Source organism: Nostoc sp., assembly GCF_036919675.1.
Classification (GTDB): Bacteria; Cyanobacteriota; Cyanobacteriia; order Cyanobacteriales; family Nostocaceae; genus Nostoc.
In genome coordinates this window covers 36392-54328 of record NZ_JBALCP010000042.1, presented here as the reverse complement: position 1 = coordinate 54328, position 17937 = coordinate 36392, and the positions used below count along the sequence as shown (strand labels likewise).

General features: G+C 42.4%; 14 protein-coding genes and 1 pseudogene. 10 read left to right on the top strand and 5 right to left on the bottom strand.

All coding sequences use genetic code 11. From position 1 onward, the window contains the following. Nucleotides 1-7 precede the first annotated feature (7 nt). Nucleotides 8-916, bottom strand: a pseudogene (locus V7K49_RS08295) (DUF4351 domain-containing protein). Between the two features lie 309 nt (nt 917-1225). Further along, nucleotides 1226-1621 carry a hypothetical protein gene (locus V7K49_RS08290; RefSeq protein ID WP_334871642.1) on the bottom strand — a complete coding sequence of 132 codons (396 nt, stop codon included), beginning with the start codon at nt 1619-1621 and terminating at the stop codon, nt 1226-1228. Between the two features lie 1043 nt (nt 1622-2664). Between V7K49_RS08290 and V7K49_RS08285 the strand changes: the two genes are divergently transcribed. Beyond that, on the top strand, nt 2665-3405 hold the full coding sequence (locus tag V7K49_RS08285; protein ID WP_335205180.1) for a transposase: 741 nt from the start codon (nt 2665-2667) through the stop codon (nt 3403-3405). Between the two features lie 60 nt (nt 3406-3465). On the opposite strand, the gene V7K49_RS08280 is transcribed toward V7K49_RS08285, so the two are convergent. Together V7K49_RS08280 and V7K49_RS08275 are read right to left on the bottom strand one after the other, a co-directional pair. After that, nucleotides 3466-4596, bottom strand: coding sequence for a GUN4 domain-containing protein (locus V7K49_RS08280; RefSeq protein WP_335205179.1), 1131 nt, complete (start codon nt 4594-4596; stop codon nt 3466-3468). A gap of 3 nt (nt 4597-4599) precedes the next feature. Beyond that, nucleotides 4600-5091 carry a hypothetical protein gene (locus V7K49_RS08275; RefSeq protein ID WP_335205178.1) on the bottom strand — a complete coding sequence of 164 codons (492 nt, stop codon included), beginning with the start codon at nt 5089-5091 and terminating at the stop codon, nt 4600-4602. A gap of 406 nt (nt 5092-5497) precedes the next feature. On the opposite strand from V7K49_RS08275, the gene V7K49_RS08270 reads away from it, so the two are divergent. From V7K49_RS08270 to V7K49_RS08245, 6 genes are all read left to right on the top strand, one after another. Further along, nucleotides 5498-5818 (top strand): 2Fe-2S iron-sulfur cluster-binding protein, encoded by a 321-nt coding sequence (locus V7K49_RS08270; RefSeq protein ID WP_335113230.1) that lies wholly within the window; start codon nt 5498-5500, stop codon nt 5816-5818. A 140-nt stretch (nt 5819-5958) separates the two neighbouring features. Continuing rightward, nucleotides 5959-6174: a hypothetical protein gene (locus tag V7K49_RS08265; RefSeq protein WP_335205177.1), complete on the top strand. Its 216-nt coding sequence runs from the start codon at nt 5959-5961 to the stop codon at nt 6172-6174. Nucleotides 6175-6413: 239 nt separating this feature from the next. Further along, nucleotides 6414-7487, top strand: coding sequence for a DUF3326 domain-containing protein (locus V7K49_RS08260; protein ID WP_335205176.1), 1074 nt, complete (start codon nt 6414-6416; stop codon nt 7485-7487). A gap of 136 nt (nt 7488-7623) precedes the next feature. Continuing rightward, a complete protein-coding gene (locus V7K49_RS08255; RefSeq protein ID WP_335205175.1) occupies nt 7624-8220 on the top strand; it encodes a CPBP family intramembrane glutamic endopeptidase in 597 nt (198 codons plus the stop codon). 1116 nt (nt 8221-9336) lie between these two features. Further along, nucleotides 9337-11913, top strand: a complete 2577-nt coding sequence (locus V7K49_RS08250) for a GAF domain-containing protein (protein ID WP_335205174.1) — start codon at nt 9337-9339, stop codon at nt 11911-11913. 112 nt (nt 11914-12025) lie between these two features. Beyond that, a complete protein-coding gene (locus tag V7K49_RS08245; RefSeq protein WP_335205173.1) occupies nt 12026-12889 on the top strand; it encodes an isocitrate lyase/PEP mutase family protein in 864 nt (287 codons plus the stop codon). Nucleotides 12890-13255: 366 nt separating this feature from the next. Here V7K49_RS08245 and purN read toward each other — a convergent pair whose 3' ends face one another. Next, nucleotides 13256-13918: a phosphoribosylglycinamide formyltransferase gene (purN, locus tag V7K49_RS08240; RefSeq protein ID WP_335205172.1), complete on the bottom strand. Its 663-nt coding sequence runs from the start codon at nt 13916-13918 to the stop codon at nt 13256-13258. A 303-nt stretch (nt 13919-14221) separates the two neighbouring features. Here purN and V7K49_RS08235 point away from each other — a divergent pair, with 303 nt between their 5' ends. From V7K49_RS08235 to V7K49_RS08225, 3 genes are all read left to right on the top strand, one after another. Continuing rightward, the gene (locus tag V7K49_RS08235) at nt 14222-16267 is read left to right on the top strand and encodes a caspase family protein (protein WP_335205171.1); all 2046 of its coding nucleotides are present in this window, start codon (nt 14222-14224) and stop codon (nt 16265-16267) included. A gap of 186 nt (nt 16268-16453) precedes the next feature. Beyond that, complete coding sequence (locus tag V7K49_RS08230) at nt 16454-17548, top strand: formylglycine-generating enzyme family protein (RefSeq protein WP_335205170.1); 1095 nt, start codon at nt 16454-16456, stop codon at nt 17546-17548. A 150-nt stretch (nt 17549-17698) separates the two neighbouring features. Beyond that, complete coding sequence (locus tag V7K49_RS08225) at nt 17699-17935, top strand: hypothetical protein (RefSeq protein ID WP_335205169.1); 237 nt, start codon at nt 17699-17701, stop codon at nt 17933-17935. The last annotated feature ends 2 nt before the right edge of the window (nt 17936-17937 follow it).

Here is a 17937-nt window from a genome sequence, read left to right as displayed (position 1 = left end):
AAATGAGTTAGATTGATTGTTGGTTTAACCAAGTTTCTAAATCAGCAACACTAGAAAAGTCTAGCAATGCTTCTCCTAAATTTTCTAATTTTTCAATGGATAAGCCTTTAATTCGCTCGATTAATGAGGCATCAATTTCACCAATACGGCGATTTAGTAGACGCAGTATTAAGTCTTGTTCTCCTTTTTGTTTTCCCTCTTGCCTTCCCTCTTCTTTGGCTTGTTCTCTATCTCTTTGATAAAGTGGTTCTAGTCGCATAATTAACTCCCGATCATCTGCTTCTAATTCTTGATTTACTCTCAAGTTTTCGCGCAAGTTGTAAACTAATTCTAGAGTTACTTTCTGGTATGGATGATCTAATGGTAACGCTTGCAATTCGATAATCGCTTGTGATTGCACACTTCCCCTACCCAGAAGCCTCAACCACAAAGTCTCTGGTATTTGCGGTAGTTGGTGTATCGCCACAATTGCTGTCCGCAAGGCATCTGGTAGAAAATGTACTCCCGACAACCAACCTTCTTTTTGCATAGTTCCAAAGCTAGACAATCTAGTTTCAGATATGGTAGGTGTAAGAATCCACAATTTGGGAATATCTGAGTCCTGAAGTTTGGTTTTATTGGCTTTAGCTTCTCGTCGCAATAAAGCCTTGACTTCTAATAATTTTAGAATACAGTCGCAGATTTCATCGGTAGAAGCTGGATTGCGGAAGGGTTCTATTATTGCAGGATATTCAGCCAATCTTCCTAACAAACCGAGTATTTGTAAATTAGAGTTTTGCTGTTTGGCAGGAGTAAATAAAACATCTATTTATTTAATCTCTCCTGCAACTTTTTCTGATGCTTTGACTTCTCCGTAATCTTTTAATAACTCTTCTAGATAGTCTTTAGCAAATTTATCATGTATAAACCGGGTCAACCCCTTTGGGTAAGTCAAAAGTCAAAAGTCAAAAGTCAAAATTAAGATTAAGAACCCCATAAATAAATTTAGTTGCTTTGTATTTTTTTTTCTGGTCATTCAATTTTCAGATTGCGGAAGTTCTGGGTTAATGCAAAGTTTTATTATATAGCAGTTCTGAATCATTCGTGAGACAATAGATCCCCGATTTCTTTGAGAAGTCGGGGATCTAGACACCTTGAATGTCACCTTCGGCTCATTACTTTTAATTTTTCATGCCTCGCCCAAAATACACTTAACTTTAGTCGCTTAAACTTCCGCGCAAGGGTACTAAGCGGTTATTGCATTTTTATTTGATATTTTATCTGTGTTACCTTTCAAGCGTGTCAATCTGCTTTTACGGATGCGTTCGCTGTCTCGAACGCCACCTGCAAGTTCATATTCATCGCTGTTTTTGCCGTACTTAAAACCAACCCCCACCAGCATTTTGTCTGAAACCTGACTTAAGGTTTTTTCTATCTCATCCAGCTTTTTTCTAGAAGAGTCAATCATAGCTATAGCAGCATTATAATCATTAAGCATATTGTGAAACTGCTCTATTAATTGACTCAGGTGTTGCAAGCTGTAAGTATCATCAAAATTGATATTTGGATCGATAGCTTTCAGTCCGGCAACTCTAAACTCAGCTTTTTCTAAAATCCGGGAACTACGTTTTGTTCGAGGCACAATTTTACACCTTTAATAGCTCTACAGAACTATTTTGTCTTAATTGACTTGTATTCTGGTTCAGCAAAAAGCGCATTTTTATGAACAAAAGTTTTTATTTATGCCAGTAATTTCTCGGAATTTAATCACGAAAGGTTGATTTTCAGTGAAATAATATTATGTTTAAGTTGTACGAAAACTACAATGTTGTTGCAAAAGCGATGCCTACGGTGGTCACTGAGCCTGTCGTTCGCGCAGCGTCTCGTAGAGAAGTGCGGTAAACTACGCACTTTTACTTCTATAGCGGTTATTGATACCCTGCCTTAGAGGTTGTTTGAAAAGTGGTATGTTGTGATTTTAATCGAGTTATTACCCCCCTTAATCCCCCCTTATAAAGGGGGGAAATAAGAAAATCCGGTTCCCTCCCCTTATAAAGGGGAGGGTTAGGGTGGGGTAATAAATATTTGATACATCAATCATGACTTTTCAAACAACCTCTTAAGCCGCTACGCGTCTATGGATGCAATACACAATATGGCACAGCATTGCTCATTGGTGTCAACTTAAGCTCAAATGCGTGTCCCACAGGCCTTTTACCCCCCTTAATCCCCCCTTATAAAGGGGGGAAACAAGGAAATTTAGTTCCCTCCCCTTTACAAGGGGAGGGTTAGGGTGGGGTGACGCGGATCGTGATGGGAAGCTAGAGAACTCAATATCACGTCTTGACAAGGGTTTCACATTAAGTTGACACGCATGAGCATTACTGTGCCCCTACAAATGGACTGTATTCTATGCAATTGAGAACCGCTATAGTCAAGAGCGAATCGCTTTAATCTTAAGCCTTAATGTCGTAACCTCAAGGCTTAATGTTCTAGCTTTAAGGCTTAATGTTGTAGCTCTAAAGCTTAATGTTGTAACCTTAAGCCTTCATGTTCTAGCTTTAAGGCTTAATATTATGATCTTAAGGCTTGATGTTCTAACCTTAAGAGTTAAAGTTATAACATTTTCTCAAAAGTTTGTTGGTGAGTGCATTATAGCAAGCATGGTATTTTAGCGATTTTTTTATGGCTCGCCCAAAACGCAATTTTCAATCTGGCTTTTGCTATCACATTACAACTCGCTGCAATAACCGCGAATTTCGTCTAACGCGGTTAGAATGCCGTGAAGTTTTTCTGTATGCCATCAAGAAGGCACAGGAAAAATATCAATTTAAGCTTTATGCATTGTGCATTATGAGCAATCATGTGCATTATCTATTAGAACCCAAACAGCCGGAAGATTTACCGAAAATTATGCACTGGTTGAATTGGTATACTGCTATGTGTTTTAACCGAATGCTCAACCGCACTGGGCATTTTTGGGAAAAGCGCTACCACAGTACAGGTTTTGCCAATACAGACCAACGCCGTGCCTTAAACACTCTGCGATATATCCACGCTAACCCGAAAGCAGCAGGAATACAGCAGGGTTTTTTCTACGACTTCAGCAATTACGGCACTCATGACCGTTTGAGTAGTGATGGTATTACTCAATGGCATCCGGCGTTTTTGCAATTGGGGAGAACGTTGTCAGAATGTGCGGCTAGATATCGCCAGTTTTGTAAGAAATATCGCCCAAAGCCGAAGCCAGAGAGAAGGAATCATTGGGGTAGTCGTTTTTTACCTTCTTTGAAGAATAAAGGTAAGAAGAAGTCACCGGGACAGATGAGTTTACCTTGGGACAAGCAGAGAGTAACTGAAGACACTGAGGTGCATGAGGTAGCAGAAAAATTTATTCAGGCGCAGTGCCAGGTATTGGAATTATGAAATGTTGATTCTACCGTGCATTCGGGGCTTGTAATAAATCTTTATAAATATCCGAAAGCCTTAGATGTTACAGTTTACAAGTCTCGATGCGAGAGAAGAGAACATTCCTATACGCTGTTCACCCACGGGGAGGTGTCCCTTAAGTGCTGAGGTGTCAAAAGTTACGTTCTTGTAATATATCCAACTACTATTTACTCTCCATCCTACGCGATCGCCAAACTTATCCCAGACTTCTTGGTAATACTCGCCGTCAGCTTTACCGCCCACGCTCAAGTAAATTTTCTTCTGGACGCTGAAGCCAAAGTGTCCATTGCTGTATTTTACCCACAAGCTGTCAATTGTGCGTAAGTCTTTGCAGGGGAAGTTTAATAATGTTTCGCTGCTCCATCTTTCGTTAAGAGCTTTGTTCATCACCTTATAAGTCTCACTATCCGCTTCTTTCCATTTTTTGTTGTCGAGCAGATTACATAGCTTAGTATAGTCAATGCCTCTTTCAGATTCAAGTGAGATGCATTCAGTAGACTGATTTAGTTTGATCAAAATCTCTCGACCTACCACTGATGTTACTAAGCCTACACTTCCCCAACCCGCCCATTTCAAAAATGGTCTCCTGGCTGTGTTTAATGGCAGACTAGTTGGGGTCGGTGTACTTGTTATTTTAGTTTCGGTTTGTAGGTTTTCTTGAGGCGGGTTAGGTGGTGGCTCGCGCGGTATTGTGTAGTTTTTTTCTGAGTCCAGGTTATCTGTTTTAGGCGTTGTCGGCTGAATTATGGGGGTTGTCTCCAGCTTTTCCCCAGTAATACCCCAAATCAACTGTTCCATCGGTTCAGGATACTGTAAACTGAAATCTACCCACACTAAACCTCTCAAAAATACAGGTAGTTTTGGCTCTTGTGGCGCATCTTGTAAAAGTACAGGAATGACTGGACATTTTCTATAAACAAATTCCCGCAAAAAAGCATTGATTTCTTGATCTTGCCAAGGGCCGAATCCTGAATTACCTACAAAAATAGCTGCTGCTCGAATCTGGTCTATTTGTTCTTCTAAAGAATTTTGCCAAGACAAACCAGGGCGTAAATGCCAAATATCCAACCAGGGTGAAATTCCGCGTTGCTTTAGCTGTTCGGCAACTAGGATAACCGCAGGCTTATCCTTGCTGTTGTGACAAAGAAAAACATCAAACTTTTCCATAGGTTACTCCTCCACACCAGCAATTTTTGCCAAAGCCTTGGCGTAATCTTCCAACCCACCGCGCAAAGCTTCCAACTCACTTCGCAACTTGGGTTCCTCCGACCAACTCTGCTCATGTTCTTTAGGACTCATCCCTACAGGTCGTCTAGCTTCCCACGCTTGCAACAACGGATGCCATTTAGCCAAAAACGGCCTTAACCCATTATTCAACACTGCGATCGCAATTCCCCCCACTGAATCACGAGAAGCACCCACATCCGGCCCGGCTGCTTTGAGAACTTCGCGGGTTGTGCCAAATAAACTATAAAGAGAGTTCATCGCTTCCCGTACCAAACCCTGGTCAACTTCTAATGGTTGCACAGCAATGCGCGTCACCAATTCCACATAAAGCGACCAAGCCGCCTTCTTTTGTGTAGTGTCAACTTTCCACGACATCGAACCAATGCCAAAAGGCAGACTTACAGATACAGTCTCTAAAGAAACGTGATCGCGCATATATATTTGTAATAAATTTAACTAATAATTCTAATTATAGTAATTAATGCTACTAGTCTAAGAGGTTGTTTGAAAAATGGTATGTTGTGATTTTAATTGAATTATTACCCCCCTTAATCCCCCCTTATAAAGGGGGGAAATAAGAAAATCCGGTTCCCTCCCCTTTATAAGGGGAGCCACTGCGGTCTTGGGGTTTCCCCAAGTGGAGCAAGTGGCGTGAGGGTTAGGGTGGGGTAAAAAATATTTGATACATCATTCATGATTTTTCAAACATCCTCTAAAAATTGTTCAGAATTAGTGACTATAATCTCAGGATTTAACCTAAACTTTTATGCTAGTATCTAGATATTTTTAACTAATTCAGATAAAATAATAAATTTGTTCGTTGCATCACCTTTCTTTGTATATGCCCAAAAGTTACACCGTAGAAATTCATCACCAAGGCGAAATTCATACCTTGCAAGTTCCTGAAGATGAAACAATCTTATCAGTTGCCGATGCTGCTGGTTTGGATTTGCCGAGTTCCTGTCATGCAGGTGTTTGCACAACTTGCGCCGGTCAAATAAGTGAGGGAACTGTGGATCAAACTGACGGTATGGGCGTTAGTCCAGATTTGCAAAAGCAAGGTTACGTATTGCTTTGTATTGCCAAACCCCTTTCTGATTTGAAAGTTCAGACTGAAAAAGAAGATGTACTTTATCAGTTACAATTTGGCAAAGACCAATAATCAGTAGATAGTTATCAGTATCGGGATTGATTATTGATAACTGTTCACTTAACATTACCAAATCTGATAAATAACATAAGTTTTTCAGAGCAACTGATATCAGCTATTCTAGAAACTACAAATCAACAGGATTTACCAAGATGACGACTCATTTTATTACCGCAGAAATTGATTTACAAGAAACTCCCGCAGAATTACTAAAAGTAATTGAAACAGAGTTGAATAAACAAGGGGAACCCCTCCGTTGGGCAGTTACCTCTGTGGACGTTGACAAACAAAAAGCTATAGTTGAAGCCGTGGTGACAAAGAATACCCAGTCTTTAGTAGTGAGTGCTGAGTTAGAAGTTGATAGTTGAGAGTGGGCAAAGACTATTTCATTTTCATCTAGCCCGCCTCAGAATGAATTCTGAGTCTAATAGCGAAAGTCGTCTAAAGACGACTGAGAAAAGGTTATAGTCCCTTAAAACGGACTTTAGTTATGAGGTGCGGAACTTTAGTTCTGGGCGGTTCATGTCTAGAACGAAATAGCCCTGGAGAGTGAGAAGTAATTATAATTTTTACTCATAACTCATAACTGGGTACTGATAACTATAAGATGAATCGTCCATACACAGCTATCTTAATTGTACCAACTGGCGTTGGGGCTGCCATTGGGGGTTATGCCGGAGATGCTTTACCTGTTGCCAAAGTTATAGCACAGGTTTGCGATCGCCTAATTACTCACCCCAATGTCCTTAATGGCGCAAGTTTGTACTGGAATCTCCCAAACGCTTTCTATGTTGAAGGTTACGGGCTTGACAAATTTGCTTCTGGATGCTGGGGCTTACATCCAGTCCGCACCAACAAAGTAGGTTTGCTTTTAGACCAAGCCATTGAGCCAGAGTTGCGACTACGACATATACAAGCAGCAGATGCAGCTAGAGCAACTTTGGGATTGACCTTAACAGATTATGTAATTACTGATGCAGCATTAAATGTAGAATTACGGAGTACAGCATCGGGAGCTAGTTGGGGAACAATTGGCAACCCGGATAGCTTATTACGGGCAGCTGAGATATTAATTAAGAAAGCGGGAGCAGAAGCGATCGCAGTTGTTGCCCGTTTCCCCGATGATATGGATGAGGAAGCAGTACAGAAATACCGCCACGGTGAAGGCGTCGATCCTTTAGCGGGTGCAGAAGCCGTAATTAGCCATTTGTTAGTGCGAACCTTTCAAATTCCTTGCGCCCATTCTCCTGCCCTTTTGAGCGAACCTCCACAACCTGATTTATCTCCCCGTTCCGCCGCTGAAGAATTGGGCTATACCTTTTTGCCGTGTGTCCTTGTAGGATTAAGTCATGCCCCACAATTTATAATAGAGAAAAGACTGATCCCATCAGAGCAAGAAGATATTTGGGCAGATCAAGTGGATGCTGCGATCGTACCTGCAACTGCTTGTGGTAGCAGTGCCTTACTGAGTTTAAGCCAAAGACGATGCCAAATAATTACAGTAGAAGAAAATAAAACCCTTATCAAAGTTCCTCCCCAACCCTTGGGGATCAAAACTATACAGGTAAACTCATATTTAGAAGCAGTGGGTGTATTAGCAGCACACAAAGCAGGCGTCAATCCCTCTGCTCTCCGTCCCAATTTATTACCTTTGCAGCCAGTAGTTAGGAGACGCGATTAATCGCGTACAGGAGTTAGGAGTTTGGAGAGACGCAATTAATCGCGTCTCTACAGGTTAAAAATTATAAGTTATTTCTCCCCCTGCCCCCCTGGTTACTGAGCGCAGTCGAAGTATGCCCCACTCCCCTTAAAAACCCGTGGTTGAACAACACAAACAAGAGCCAGAAATTCCATACCTGACGCGCATCCAAGTACTTGGGGCGATGGGAGCGACTGCAATCATTTTGTTGATAGTCGCCAAAGTTTCGTTGCACTTGGGCAACTTTTCCCTATTTTCTTGGGACTTGAACCAAAGAGAATTACTGTTGGGTGTAGGGTTAGGGTTCGTCATCACCGCATTAAGTGGCTTAATTTATCGCTTTTGGACTGCCTATCGTAAAAGTGCAGATTATTACCTAGAAGTGGTACTGAAACCCTTAGCCTTACCAGATTTAATTTGGCTGGGGTTACTACCGGGGTTGAGTGAAGAATTATTATTTAGAGGTGTGATGCTGCCAGCTTTAGGCTCTGATCTTACAGCTGTAATTTTATCCAGTCTTTGCTTTGGTATCTTGCATCTCAGCGGTTCCCAACAATGGCCTTATGTGATTTGGGCAACAATTGTCGGGATGATATTGGCATATAGCGCCTTGCTCACAGGCAACTTATTAGTGCCGATTGTCGCTCACATTATTACCAATTGGATTTCTAGCTATTTCTGGAAAATGTCGCAATTGTCGGCAATTAAAAAATAAATTTTGAGCTTGTAGGAATTAGTGCGTAGGCAAGCATTCATAACTACAGAAGAAGTTGTGTTAACTACAGCTTCAATTTTACTTATATATTATCTCGTTATCTCGTTAAGAGTCTCAGACTGGGAATGCCTAATGAGGAGCTGCTGCCTCAAGACTAGTACGCCACGGCGTAAATAGAGCAACCATTTAAAATCCCTAAAAAGCCCATTCCATAATACTTTTGACTTTTGACTTTTGACTTTTGACTTCCGCCTTGCGGTACTAGCGGCAGAGCCGCAATTGAAGAGCATTTCCAGCCAGAGGCTCTTAACGAGGTTGTCTCGTTTGTCTATCTCCTCTGCGTAAGTTTTAAAATGGTTATAGCAAGAAACAATAAACTATGTATTTTTACGCTCATATTGGTGTTGCTTTTAATGAGCAAGCTAGCAAAGCGATCGCCTGTTCGTGAACTTGAATCTGAGCGGGAAGCTTTTGTGAATGGATGATTATTCACAAAAGCTTTAATTTTTCTTATATAGGACTTACGCAAAAAACCTCTCAAACTCTCATTCCTCCGTGTCGCGCCAGTTGCTTCTCCTAAGGGAGACGCTGCGCGTAGCTTGCTTCCCCGCAGGGGTACAAGTCGGGGAATCGCAAGGGCGCACTGGCTTCTCTGTGTCTCTGTGGTTCGTTCTTTCATAACCTTCCCGGACTTCGTGCCGCTACCCAAACCTCAGCAAGGTGATTACTAAGCTTCTGTCCTGTCAAGCGCTTAAAGGCTTATTTTCGCATTATTCCTTCCCTTTCTTACGGGGGAGGCTAACTGTGAGAAGTCTGTATAATAAATATTGTTAAAAAAGAAAGATTGTTTGGCTGTCTTGCCAGAAAACCGCAACACCTGATGAGAAAATAAGACATTAAAACAAAGCGATCGCCATTTGATTGTTAACAAGCCCGTTAATCAGAAGATCAGATTTTTTTGAAGTTAAAGCCAACAAAAATATTATCGGACATGACGGAGAAGGTTAGTGCCTGAAAATACTCTTGAAAGCCAGTCTATGTTCAATAAGGTTTGTATAAAATTTGATGGTGAGGTTATTCACTTGATTCTGAATTTCAGCAATCCAGGTTTCATTTATGAGTCAGTCTTTTTCTCAAACTCAAGCAAGACGAAATCGTCAACAAAGGCTGTGGCAACAAAAATGGAGTTTAAAGACTAAAGCAATAGTTTGGGCACTAAGCATCAGCGTCCTTCCTGTGGTTACAATTGGAATAGCTACTTACTACTACGGCATTAATTTAATTACCAAACAAATTCCGCAAGTCAAACAAGAGAGTGCGAAAAGTTCAATACAAACTGAACTTGCTCTACAGGGACAACTGTCACTCTTGTTAACTGGGATGGGGGGAACAGCAATTTTGGCAGGTGCGATCGCAACTTTTATAGCTAATCGAGCTATTAGTCGAGTTAGCAAGGCTGCTGTCACTTCTAATATTATCAAAAATAAGCTACGTCCAGACAGTGAGTTTACTAAAACTTTCATCGCAAGCGAAGATGAATTAGTGATGTTAGAGAGAAACATCAACTTATTCACAGAGCTGCTTTCGGTTTTGGTACAGCAGAAAGAAACCGAAGCTGATTACTCGCAACTATTGATGAAAATTACCCGCTGGGTTCGAGAATCATTCAATGAAGAGGATGTTCTCAAAACTACATCAGAAGAAATTCGTAAAGCTTTAAGCATTGATCGCGTAACCATCTTTTGCTTCAACTCCAACACTAATGGAACCTTTATGGCAGAATCAGTAGCAGCTGGTTTACCGAAAATGTTAGGGGTTACAATCTCTGACCCTTGGTTCGAGGCAGGGTATATAGAAAAATACCAGAATGGTTGCATCCGTGCTATTGATGATATCTATCAGTCCGATCTCAATGATGGTGATATTGAGTTGCTGGAGCAATTTGGTGTCAAATCTAATTTAGTAGCACCTATTCTCAAAGGTAAGCAGCTATTCGGTTTATTGATTGCACATCAGTGTTCTAGAATTCGCTTTTGGCAGCAGTCTGAGATTGATTTGTTCGCTCAGATAGCCATGCAAGTAGGATTTGCCCTTGAGTATGCCAAGCTTCTAAAACAGGTAGATACGAAGGCAGATAAAGCTCAGGTATTTATCGAAATTACCCGCAGCATTCGCCAATCGCTCAACGAAGAGGATGTGATCAAAACGACCGTAGAAGAGGTTCGTAAAATACTGAGTACTGACCGAGTGTTGGTTTATAGCTTTAACGCTAATTGGTCTGGAGTTATAATTGCCGAATCAGTGGTTCCAGCTTATCCAAAAGTTTTACGGTCTGAAATCCGAGATCCATGTTTTGGTCAGGGCTATGTAGAAAAGTATCAGTCTGGTCGTGTTGTAGCCACAAACAATATTTATGAAGCCGATTTGGCTGATTGTCACATTAGCTTACTTGAATCATTTGCTGTCAAAGCAAATTTAGTAGCCCCGATTATCAAAGATGAGCAGCTATTTGGCTTATTAATTGCACATCAATGCTCCAGACCCCGTGATTGGCAACAGCCTGAGATTGATTTATTTGCCCAGATAGCGATGCAAGTGGGATTTGCTCTTGACCATGCCAGACTCCTACAACGAGTCAATGCTGAAGGTGTGCAAAGTCAGTTACTGGCGGATACTATCGGCAGCATTCGCCAATCGCTCAACGAAGAGGATGTCCTTAAAACCACTGTACAAGAGGTTCGGAAAATACTTAGTACTGACCGAGTAATGGTTTATAGCTTTAACCCGGATTGGTCTGGAACTGTGATTGCCGAATCAGTTGTTCTCACCTACCCAAAAGTTTTGCGAGCTGAAATTCAAGACCCATGTTTTGATGAAGGCTATGTAAAACAGTATCAGTCTGGTCGCGTTCTAGCCATAAACAACATTTATGAAGTTGGTTTGGCTGATTGTCACATTAGCTTACTCGAATCCTTTGGTGTCAAAGCAAATTTAGTAGCCCCGATTATTAAAGATGAACAGCTATTCGGTTTATTGATTGCACATCACTGCTCCAGACCCCGTGATTGGCAACAGTCTGAAATTGATTTATTTGCCCAGATAGCTATACAAGTGGGATTTGCTCTCGACCATGCAAGACTCCTGCAACGAATCGAAGCTGAAAGGATGCGAAGTCAGTTACTAGTGGATATTACCCGCAGCATTCGTCAATCGCTCAACGAAGATGATGTGATCAAAACCACTGTGGAAGAGGTTCGCAAAGCCCTGAGTACTGACCGAGTACTAGTTTATAGCTTTTACGCTAATTGGTTGGGAATTATAATTGCCGAATCAGTGGTTCCAGGTTATCCCAAAGTTTTGCGGTCTAAAATCCACGACTCCTGTTTCACTGAAGGCTATGTAGAAAAGTACCAGTCTGGTCGCGTTGTTGCAATCAACAACATTTATGAGTCTGATTTGGCTGATTGTCACATTAGCCTGCTCAAATCCTTTGCTGTGAAAGCAAATTTAGTAGCACCCATTATCAAAGATGAGCATCTATTTGGCTTGTTAATTGCACATCAGTGTTCTGAACCCCGTGATTGGCAACAGTCTGAGATTGATTTATTTGCCCAGATAGCCATGCAAGTAGGATTTACTCTCGATCATGCTAGGCTACTACAAGCGTATGAAGCTGCTGAAGCTAATGGTTAATAGGTTTGTGGGAGAGTAGCAAAAGTACCGCCGTTATTAGCGAGAATTCATAGAGTGCGCGTAGGTGCTACTCAAGTTTCTGCAATTTTGAACTTTGAATTTTGAATTTTTTATGTCTTCTTCTCAAAAACTGCGGCAGTTACTTACACGTCCTGAAATTATCGTCATCCCAGGTGTTTACGATTGTCTGGGAGCCAAGCTAGTCGAACAGACAGGTTTTGAAGTAGTGGCTACAAGTGGCTTTGGGATTGCCGCTTCCACACTGGGTTTACCAGACTACGGTTTTGTCACCGCTACCGAAATGCTCTATAGTGTGGGACGAATTGCTCAGTCGGTGAATATTCCCCTAATTGCAGATTTAGATACTGGTTATGGTAACGCTTTAAATGTTGTCCGCACGATTAAGGATGCTGTCCAGTTGGGGGTGGCTGGTGTACTACTAGAAGACCAAGAATGGCCGAAAAAATGTGGCCACTTTGAGGGCAAACGAGTTATTTCCCAGGCGGAACACGTTGGTAAAATCAGGGCAGCAGTGGAGGCGCGGGGTGATAGCGGTTTGGTGATTATTGCTCGCACTGATGTCCGTGCGTCACTAGGTTTAGAGTCAGCGATCGCTCGTGGTCGAGCTTACATTGCCGCTGGTGCAGATATACTATTTGTAGAGGCTCCCCAGTCTATTGAAGAATTAAAAGCGATCGCCGCAGCTTTCCCAGATGTGCCACTAGTAGCTAATATCGTTGAAGGTGGTAAAACTCCTGAAGTTTCTGTGGCGGAATTACAACAGTTGGGCTTCAAAATTGTGTTTTTCCCTCTAACTGCCTTACTAGCTGTCACAAAGGTAATGACTGCTTGTTTTCTTCATTTAAAAGAACAAGGAACCACCACTGAATTACCTGATTTGGTTAGCTTTCAAGATTTTCAAGAACTCGTCGGCGTTCCTGAATATCTGCAAATAGAACAGAAGTTTAAATCATGACTGTTGTTGCTCGTCATACCTAAATGCAACAGAGTGTTAGCTGTTTATTTATGACTTTTTATATTATGTCCGCTTGATTATTTATTAAACCCGAAGAACCCCACCCCGCCAAAGCTGTGCTTTGTCTCCCCTCCCGGAAGAGCCTACGGTGGTGTACAACACAAGTCGGAAATATCTTACGAACCTGGGTTTGGACTCTCGTATTACCCCACCCTAACCCTCCCCTTATAAAGGGGAGGGAACCAGATTTCCTGTTTCCCCCCTTTCCAAGGGGGGATTAAGGGGGGTAATACGACTTGTATATACACGGTAGCCCCGAAAAGCGGGGTAGGGTTCTTTTATTATCGCCAACAACATCATGTATTTTTACGTTAGGCTTAGTGTAACTTTTGACGAAGAGGCTGCCAGAGCGATCGCTAGGGGCAAAATCCGATGTTCCTGAATTTGAATCCTGGCGTGGAGTGTTTCTGCTGTATCATCCGGTAATACTGGTACTGCGGCTTGGATCAATATTGGGCCACTGTCCATTTCTAAACAAGTTATATGCGCTGTACACCCAGTGATTTTTACTCCAGATGCCAAGGCTTGTTCTACAGCATGAATTCCTTTGAAACTAGGTAACAAACTAGGATGGATATTAATAATCCTCTCAGGAAAGGCATCAATGAAAACTGACGTTACTAGTCGCATCCAACCTGCCAAAATCACCCATTCCACATCGTAGTGGTGCAATGTCTGCACAATTTTCTCATCAAACTCTTCTCGATTTTGATAGTTGCGGTGATTCAATAAAACAGCTTCTACACCTCTATTAGCTGCTTTTACGGCTGCTTTCGCTGAGGGGTTATTGTAAATTAAAACTTGAATTTGGGCGTTTAGCCGCCCATCTTGGATAGCTTGGGCAACTACATCAAAATTGCTGCCATTCCCAGAAGCCATAATTCCCAGCTTTAAAGGGGCGACTAGTTGGCAATCATCGCTAATGCTGGGAGAAACCAAGCTAGGGGTAGAATCAGGGCAAAGAATCATAACAGCTAAAAGGAAAAATTATAGATGTCAAAAAAATATACTAAGTCGTGGTTGGATAATGATACAGTAGCTGCCTGGATTTTTCTCACATAAATAGGTGGAATTTCATCCTTTGATTTAGCAATGTCTCTTTCCATGTTGCGATGTCTACGACGGGCTACGCCTACGCTTGATTAAATTTTGCTGTAAAAATTTAAACAAAACTCGTCCAATTGATATATGTGATATTTTAATACTTGGTATGAAGGGAACAACACAGAGATTAAAGCCGCAGAGGATTTGATCGCAGCATAGGTGAGTTAAATGGCGAAGTTAGCGTTGCTGATTGGGGTCAGTGAGTATGAGCCAGGGCTGAATCCGTTGCCCAGTGCAGTTAGAGATGTGGAAGCAGTGTGTGAGGTGCTGCTGCATCCAGAGATGGGCGAGTTTGCTGCGTCAGATATTCTCCTGCTAAAAAATCCTGAACGACAAGCTGTGGAAATGGCGATCGAAATGCTGTTCTCCAATCGGCACAAGGATGATTTGCTGCTACTGTACTTTTCAGGACACGGCATCAAAGATGATCGCGGTAGGCTGTATCTGGCGACTCACAACACCAGTAAGACACCGCAGGGTGAATTGATTCGCTCAACGTCGGTGTCTGCCAATTTTATTCACGATCGCATGATCGAAAGTCGCTCCCGGCGGCAGGTGGTAATTCTGGATAGCTGCTTTAGTGGCGCGTTTGCTGAGGGGATGTCTGCCAAAGATGACGGCACAATTGACATCCGGGAGCAGTTGGGCGGTGAAGGACGAGCCGTATTGACTTCTTCTACTTCGACTCAATATTCCTTTGAGCAAGAGGGGCAAGATTTATCGATTTACACTCGTTTTTTGGTTGAAGGTATCAAATCGGGAGAAGCCGATCGCGATCAGGATGAGTTTATCTCCATCGATGAACTCCATGAATACGCCAGTCAGAAGGTGCGAGAACTTCAACCTGCAATGAAGCCGGAAATCTATGCAATTCGAGAAGGCTTTAAAATTCGACTGACAAAGGTGGCTCCAGGTGATCCCAGACAGCGATACCGTAAAGAGGTAGCGCGATTTATTCATAGAGGCGAAATTTCCCTTGTTGGTCGTCGTACATTAGATTATCAGAGGACTCGTTTGGGATTGGAGACAACTGAGGCGAAGGCGATCGAAGATGAGGTGTTGGAACCGTATCGCAAGGAGTTCCGCGAAAAACTCCAGCAGTATCAGCAGGTGTTTACTGAACTACTGGAACGAGATGACACGATTACGGATAGCGATCGCCACGATCTGCAAAATCTCCAGCAAATTTTGGGGCTGCGGAATGAGGACACAATGCCGATTGAGGCACAAGTGACTGCACGGTTTAAGACGCATCAGCAAAACCTACAAACTTATGAGCAGGCGTTTACAACGGCACTACGACAGGAGTTTCCCCTGAGTGCAGCAAACCGCGATCGCTTACGGCAAACCCAGCAGCAATTAGAACTTGCAGATAGAGATATTGCCGCGATAGAATCCCAGATTACGGCTGAGGTAGAGGCATATCACCAGAAACTCCAGGACTACCAACGGCTGTTTTTTACTGCCACGCAGCAGGAATATCCTCTTAGCAAGGCAACCCGGAATAATTTACGCCAACAGCAGCAGCGCTTGGGACTGACGGATGTAGATGTTGCACCAATTGAAGCGCAAATCACAACCCAGATCGAAAGCTATCATCAAAAACTCCAGCAGTATGAGCAGGCGTTTGTGAAGGCGACGCAGCGCCAGCATTATCCAGATGAGGTGACGCGGAAGCAGTTGCAGCAAACCTGGCAGACGTTGGGGTTGAGTGAAGGGGATGTGGGTGCGATCGAGAGGCGGATTAATGCGGAGATTGCAACGCATCAAGCAAACTTTCGGCAATATGAGCAGGAGTTTACAGAAGCTGTTCAGCAAGAATATCCGCTCAGTGCTTTCAAACGCTCTCAACTAACGCAACGTCATCAAGCGTTGAATCTGACTGCTCGGAATGTGACTGCAATTGAAAATCCAATTATTGCTGCGATCGAGGAACATCGACAAAAGCTTCAGCAGTATGAAGATGTGTTTAGAGAGTCAATTCAATTTGAATATCCTCTTAGTGACACAACTTGTGAAGAACTTCAGCGCTTTCAACGAATTTTAGAACTAAATGATGCGGAAACATCTGCACTTGAAGCAATTATTATTCAATCATATTCACAAGCAGAATACAGAAAACAGCAAGATAAAATCAGACAGCAACAAGAGGCAGATAAACAACAACAAGAAGCTGTACGACTAAAGCAGCAGGAGGCAGAGAAACAAAGGTAGCGAGAGGAAGTAGAATATCGCCAAAGATTACAGCACTATGAGCAGGAATTAATTAAAACAATTAAAGCAGGAAATTCCTTTGATAGTGATGATGTTCGGCAGAAGTTAAGGCAACTTCAACGGACTTTAGGACTTAAACAAACGGACATCACTGCAATTGAAACTAGAGTTGTAGCAAGCCAAGAATTGATTAAATCTCCGATTCAGCAGTCAAGCTATGCTCAACCCACTCAACCAACTCAAGAGCGAATAACCCGACAAAAGTTTTTGAAGTGGGCTGGCTTGGGGGGTGTAGGTTTGATGACAGCAGTAGTAGGTCGTGAAATTTTTAAGGGTCAATCACCGACACCTGAATCTACTAATCAACCTGCTAATCAATCAACAACTATCTCTGTAGCTGAACCCAAATATATTCCCCCTACTAAAGAAGCATCTAAAGCATTGGGATTACCCTTGTGGACGGTTAAGTTTGAAACAATAACGGTAGATCAAAAGGGACAGGTAATTAAACGAGATTCTAATAAGCAAGCTAAATTCTTTAAGGAGGACTTAGGCAATGGCATAACTTTAGAGATGGTTGAGATTCTTGGAGGTTCTTTTAATATGGGTTCGCCACCTGATGAAAATGGTCGAACCGAATATGAACAACCACAGCACGCTGTAAATGTGCTTGCTTTTTTTATGAGCAAGTTTGAAGTGACTCAGGAACAGTATAAGCAAATAATGGGTAGCAATCCGTCTAATTTTAAGGGAGCAAAACGTCCTGTAGAGAGAGTGTCTTGGAATCATGCAGTAGAGTTTTGCAAAAAGCTGAGTCAAAAGGCTGGGCGTAAATATCGCCTACCTAGTGAAGCAGAGTGGGAATACGCCTGTCGTGCAGGAACAACGACATCATTTCACTTCGGCGAGACGATTACAACTGAGTTAGCTAACTACGATGGGAATTATACCTACGCTTCTGAACCAGAGGGCAAATATCGTCAAGAAACAACAGAAGTAGGAAGTTTTCCACCCAACGCTTTTGGATTATACGATATGTACGGGAATGTCTGGGAGTGGTGTCAAGATACTTTGCATAATAGCTATAAAGGAGCGCCTAGTGATGGAAGTGCATGGATAGATAATGATAATAAAAATCAGGTGCTGCGGGGCGGTTCCTGGATCACCGATCCTAAGGGCTGCCGTTCCGCGTCCCGCCTCAGCAACGGTAGGGCGGAGCGCGACGTCATCGGCTACCCTTTTGGTTTTCGTGTTGTCTGCGCGGTTGGGAGGACTCTTTAGCCCTTTATGCTTTAGCTCTTTTGCCCTCTGCCCTTCTTTCCTTTACCCTTTTTGAGTGTAGCGAAGCGGAACGATCTAATTTTTTTTTCAAAAAACAGAGTGGATCAAATTAGGATTAGGTTTAAGCAAAGACTGCAACTAGAGATAATTATGAACCAAGAGCTTACCCAAGCGATCGCCTTAGAAGTTCAGCTATTCCACAGCATTGAGCAGAAAGAAAATTTTCTATTTTTACTTGGTGCTTTACTTGCTAAAGTAATCAGCCTTCAAAAAGCCGCAGAAGTTATGCAACTGAAGCCAGCAGAATTCCTCAAAATTCTAGACCTCATGGGAATTGAATTTTCTTACCTTTCTGAAGAAGATGTTGCTGTGGAAAAAAACTGGTAAAT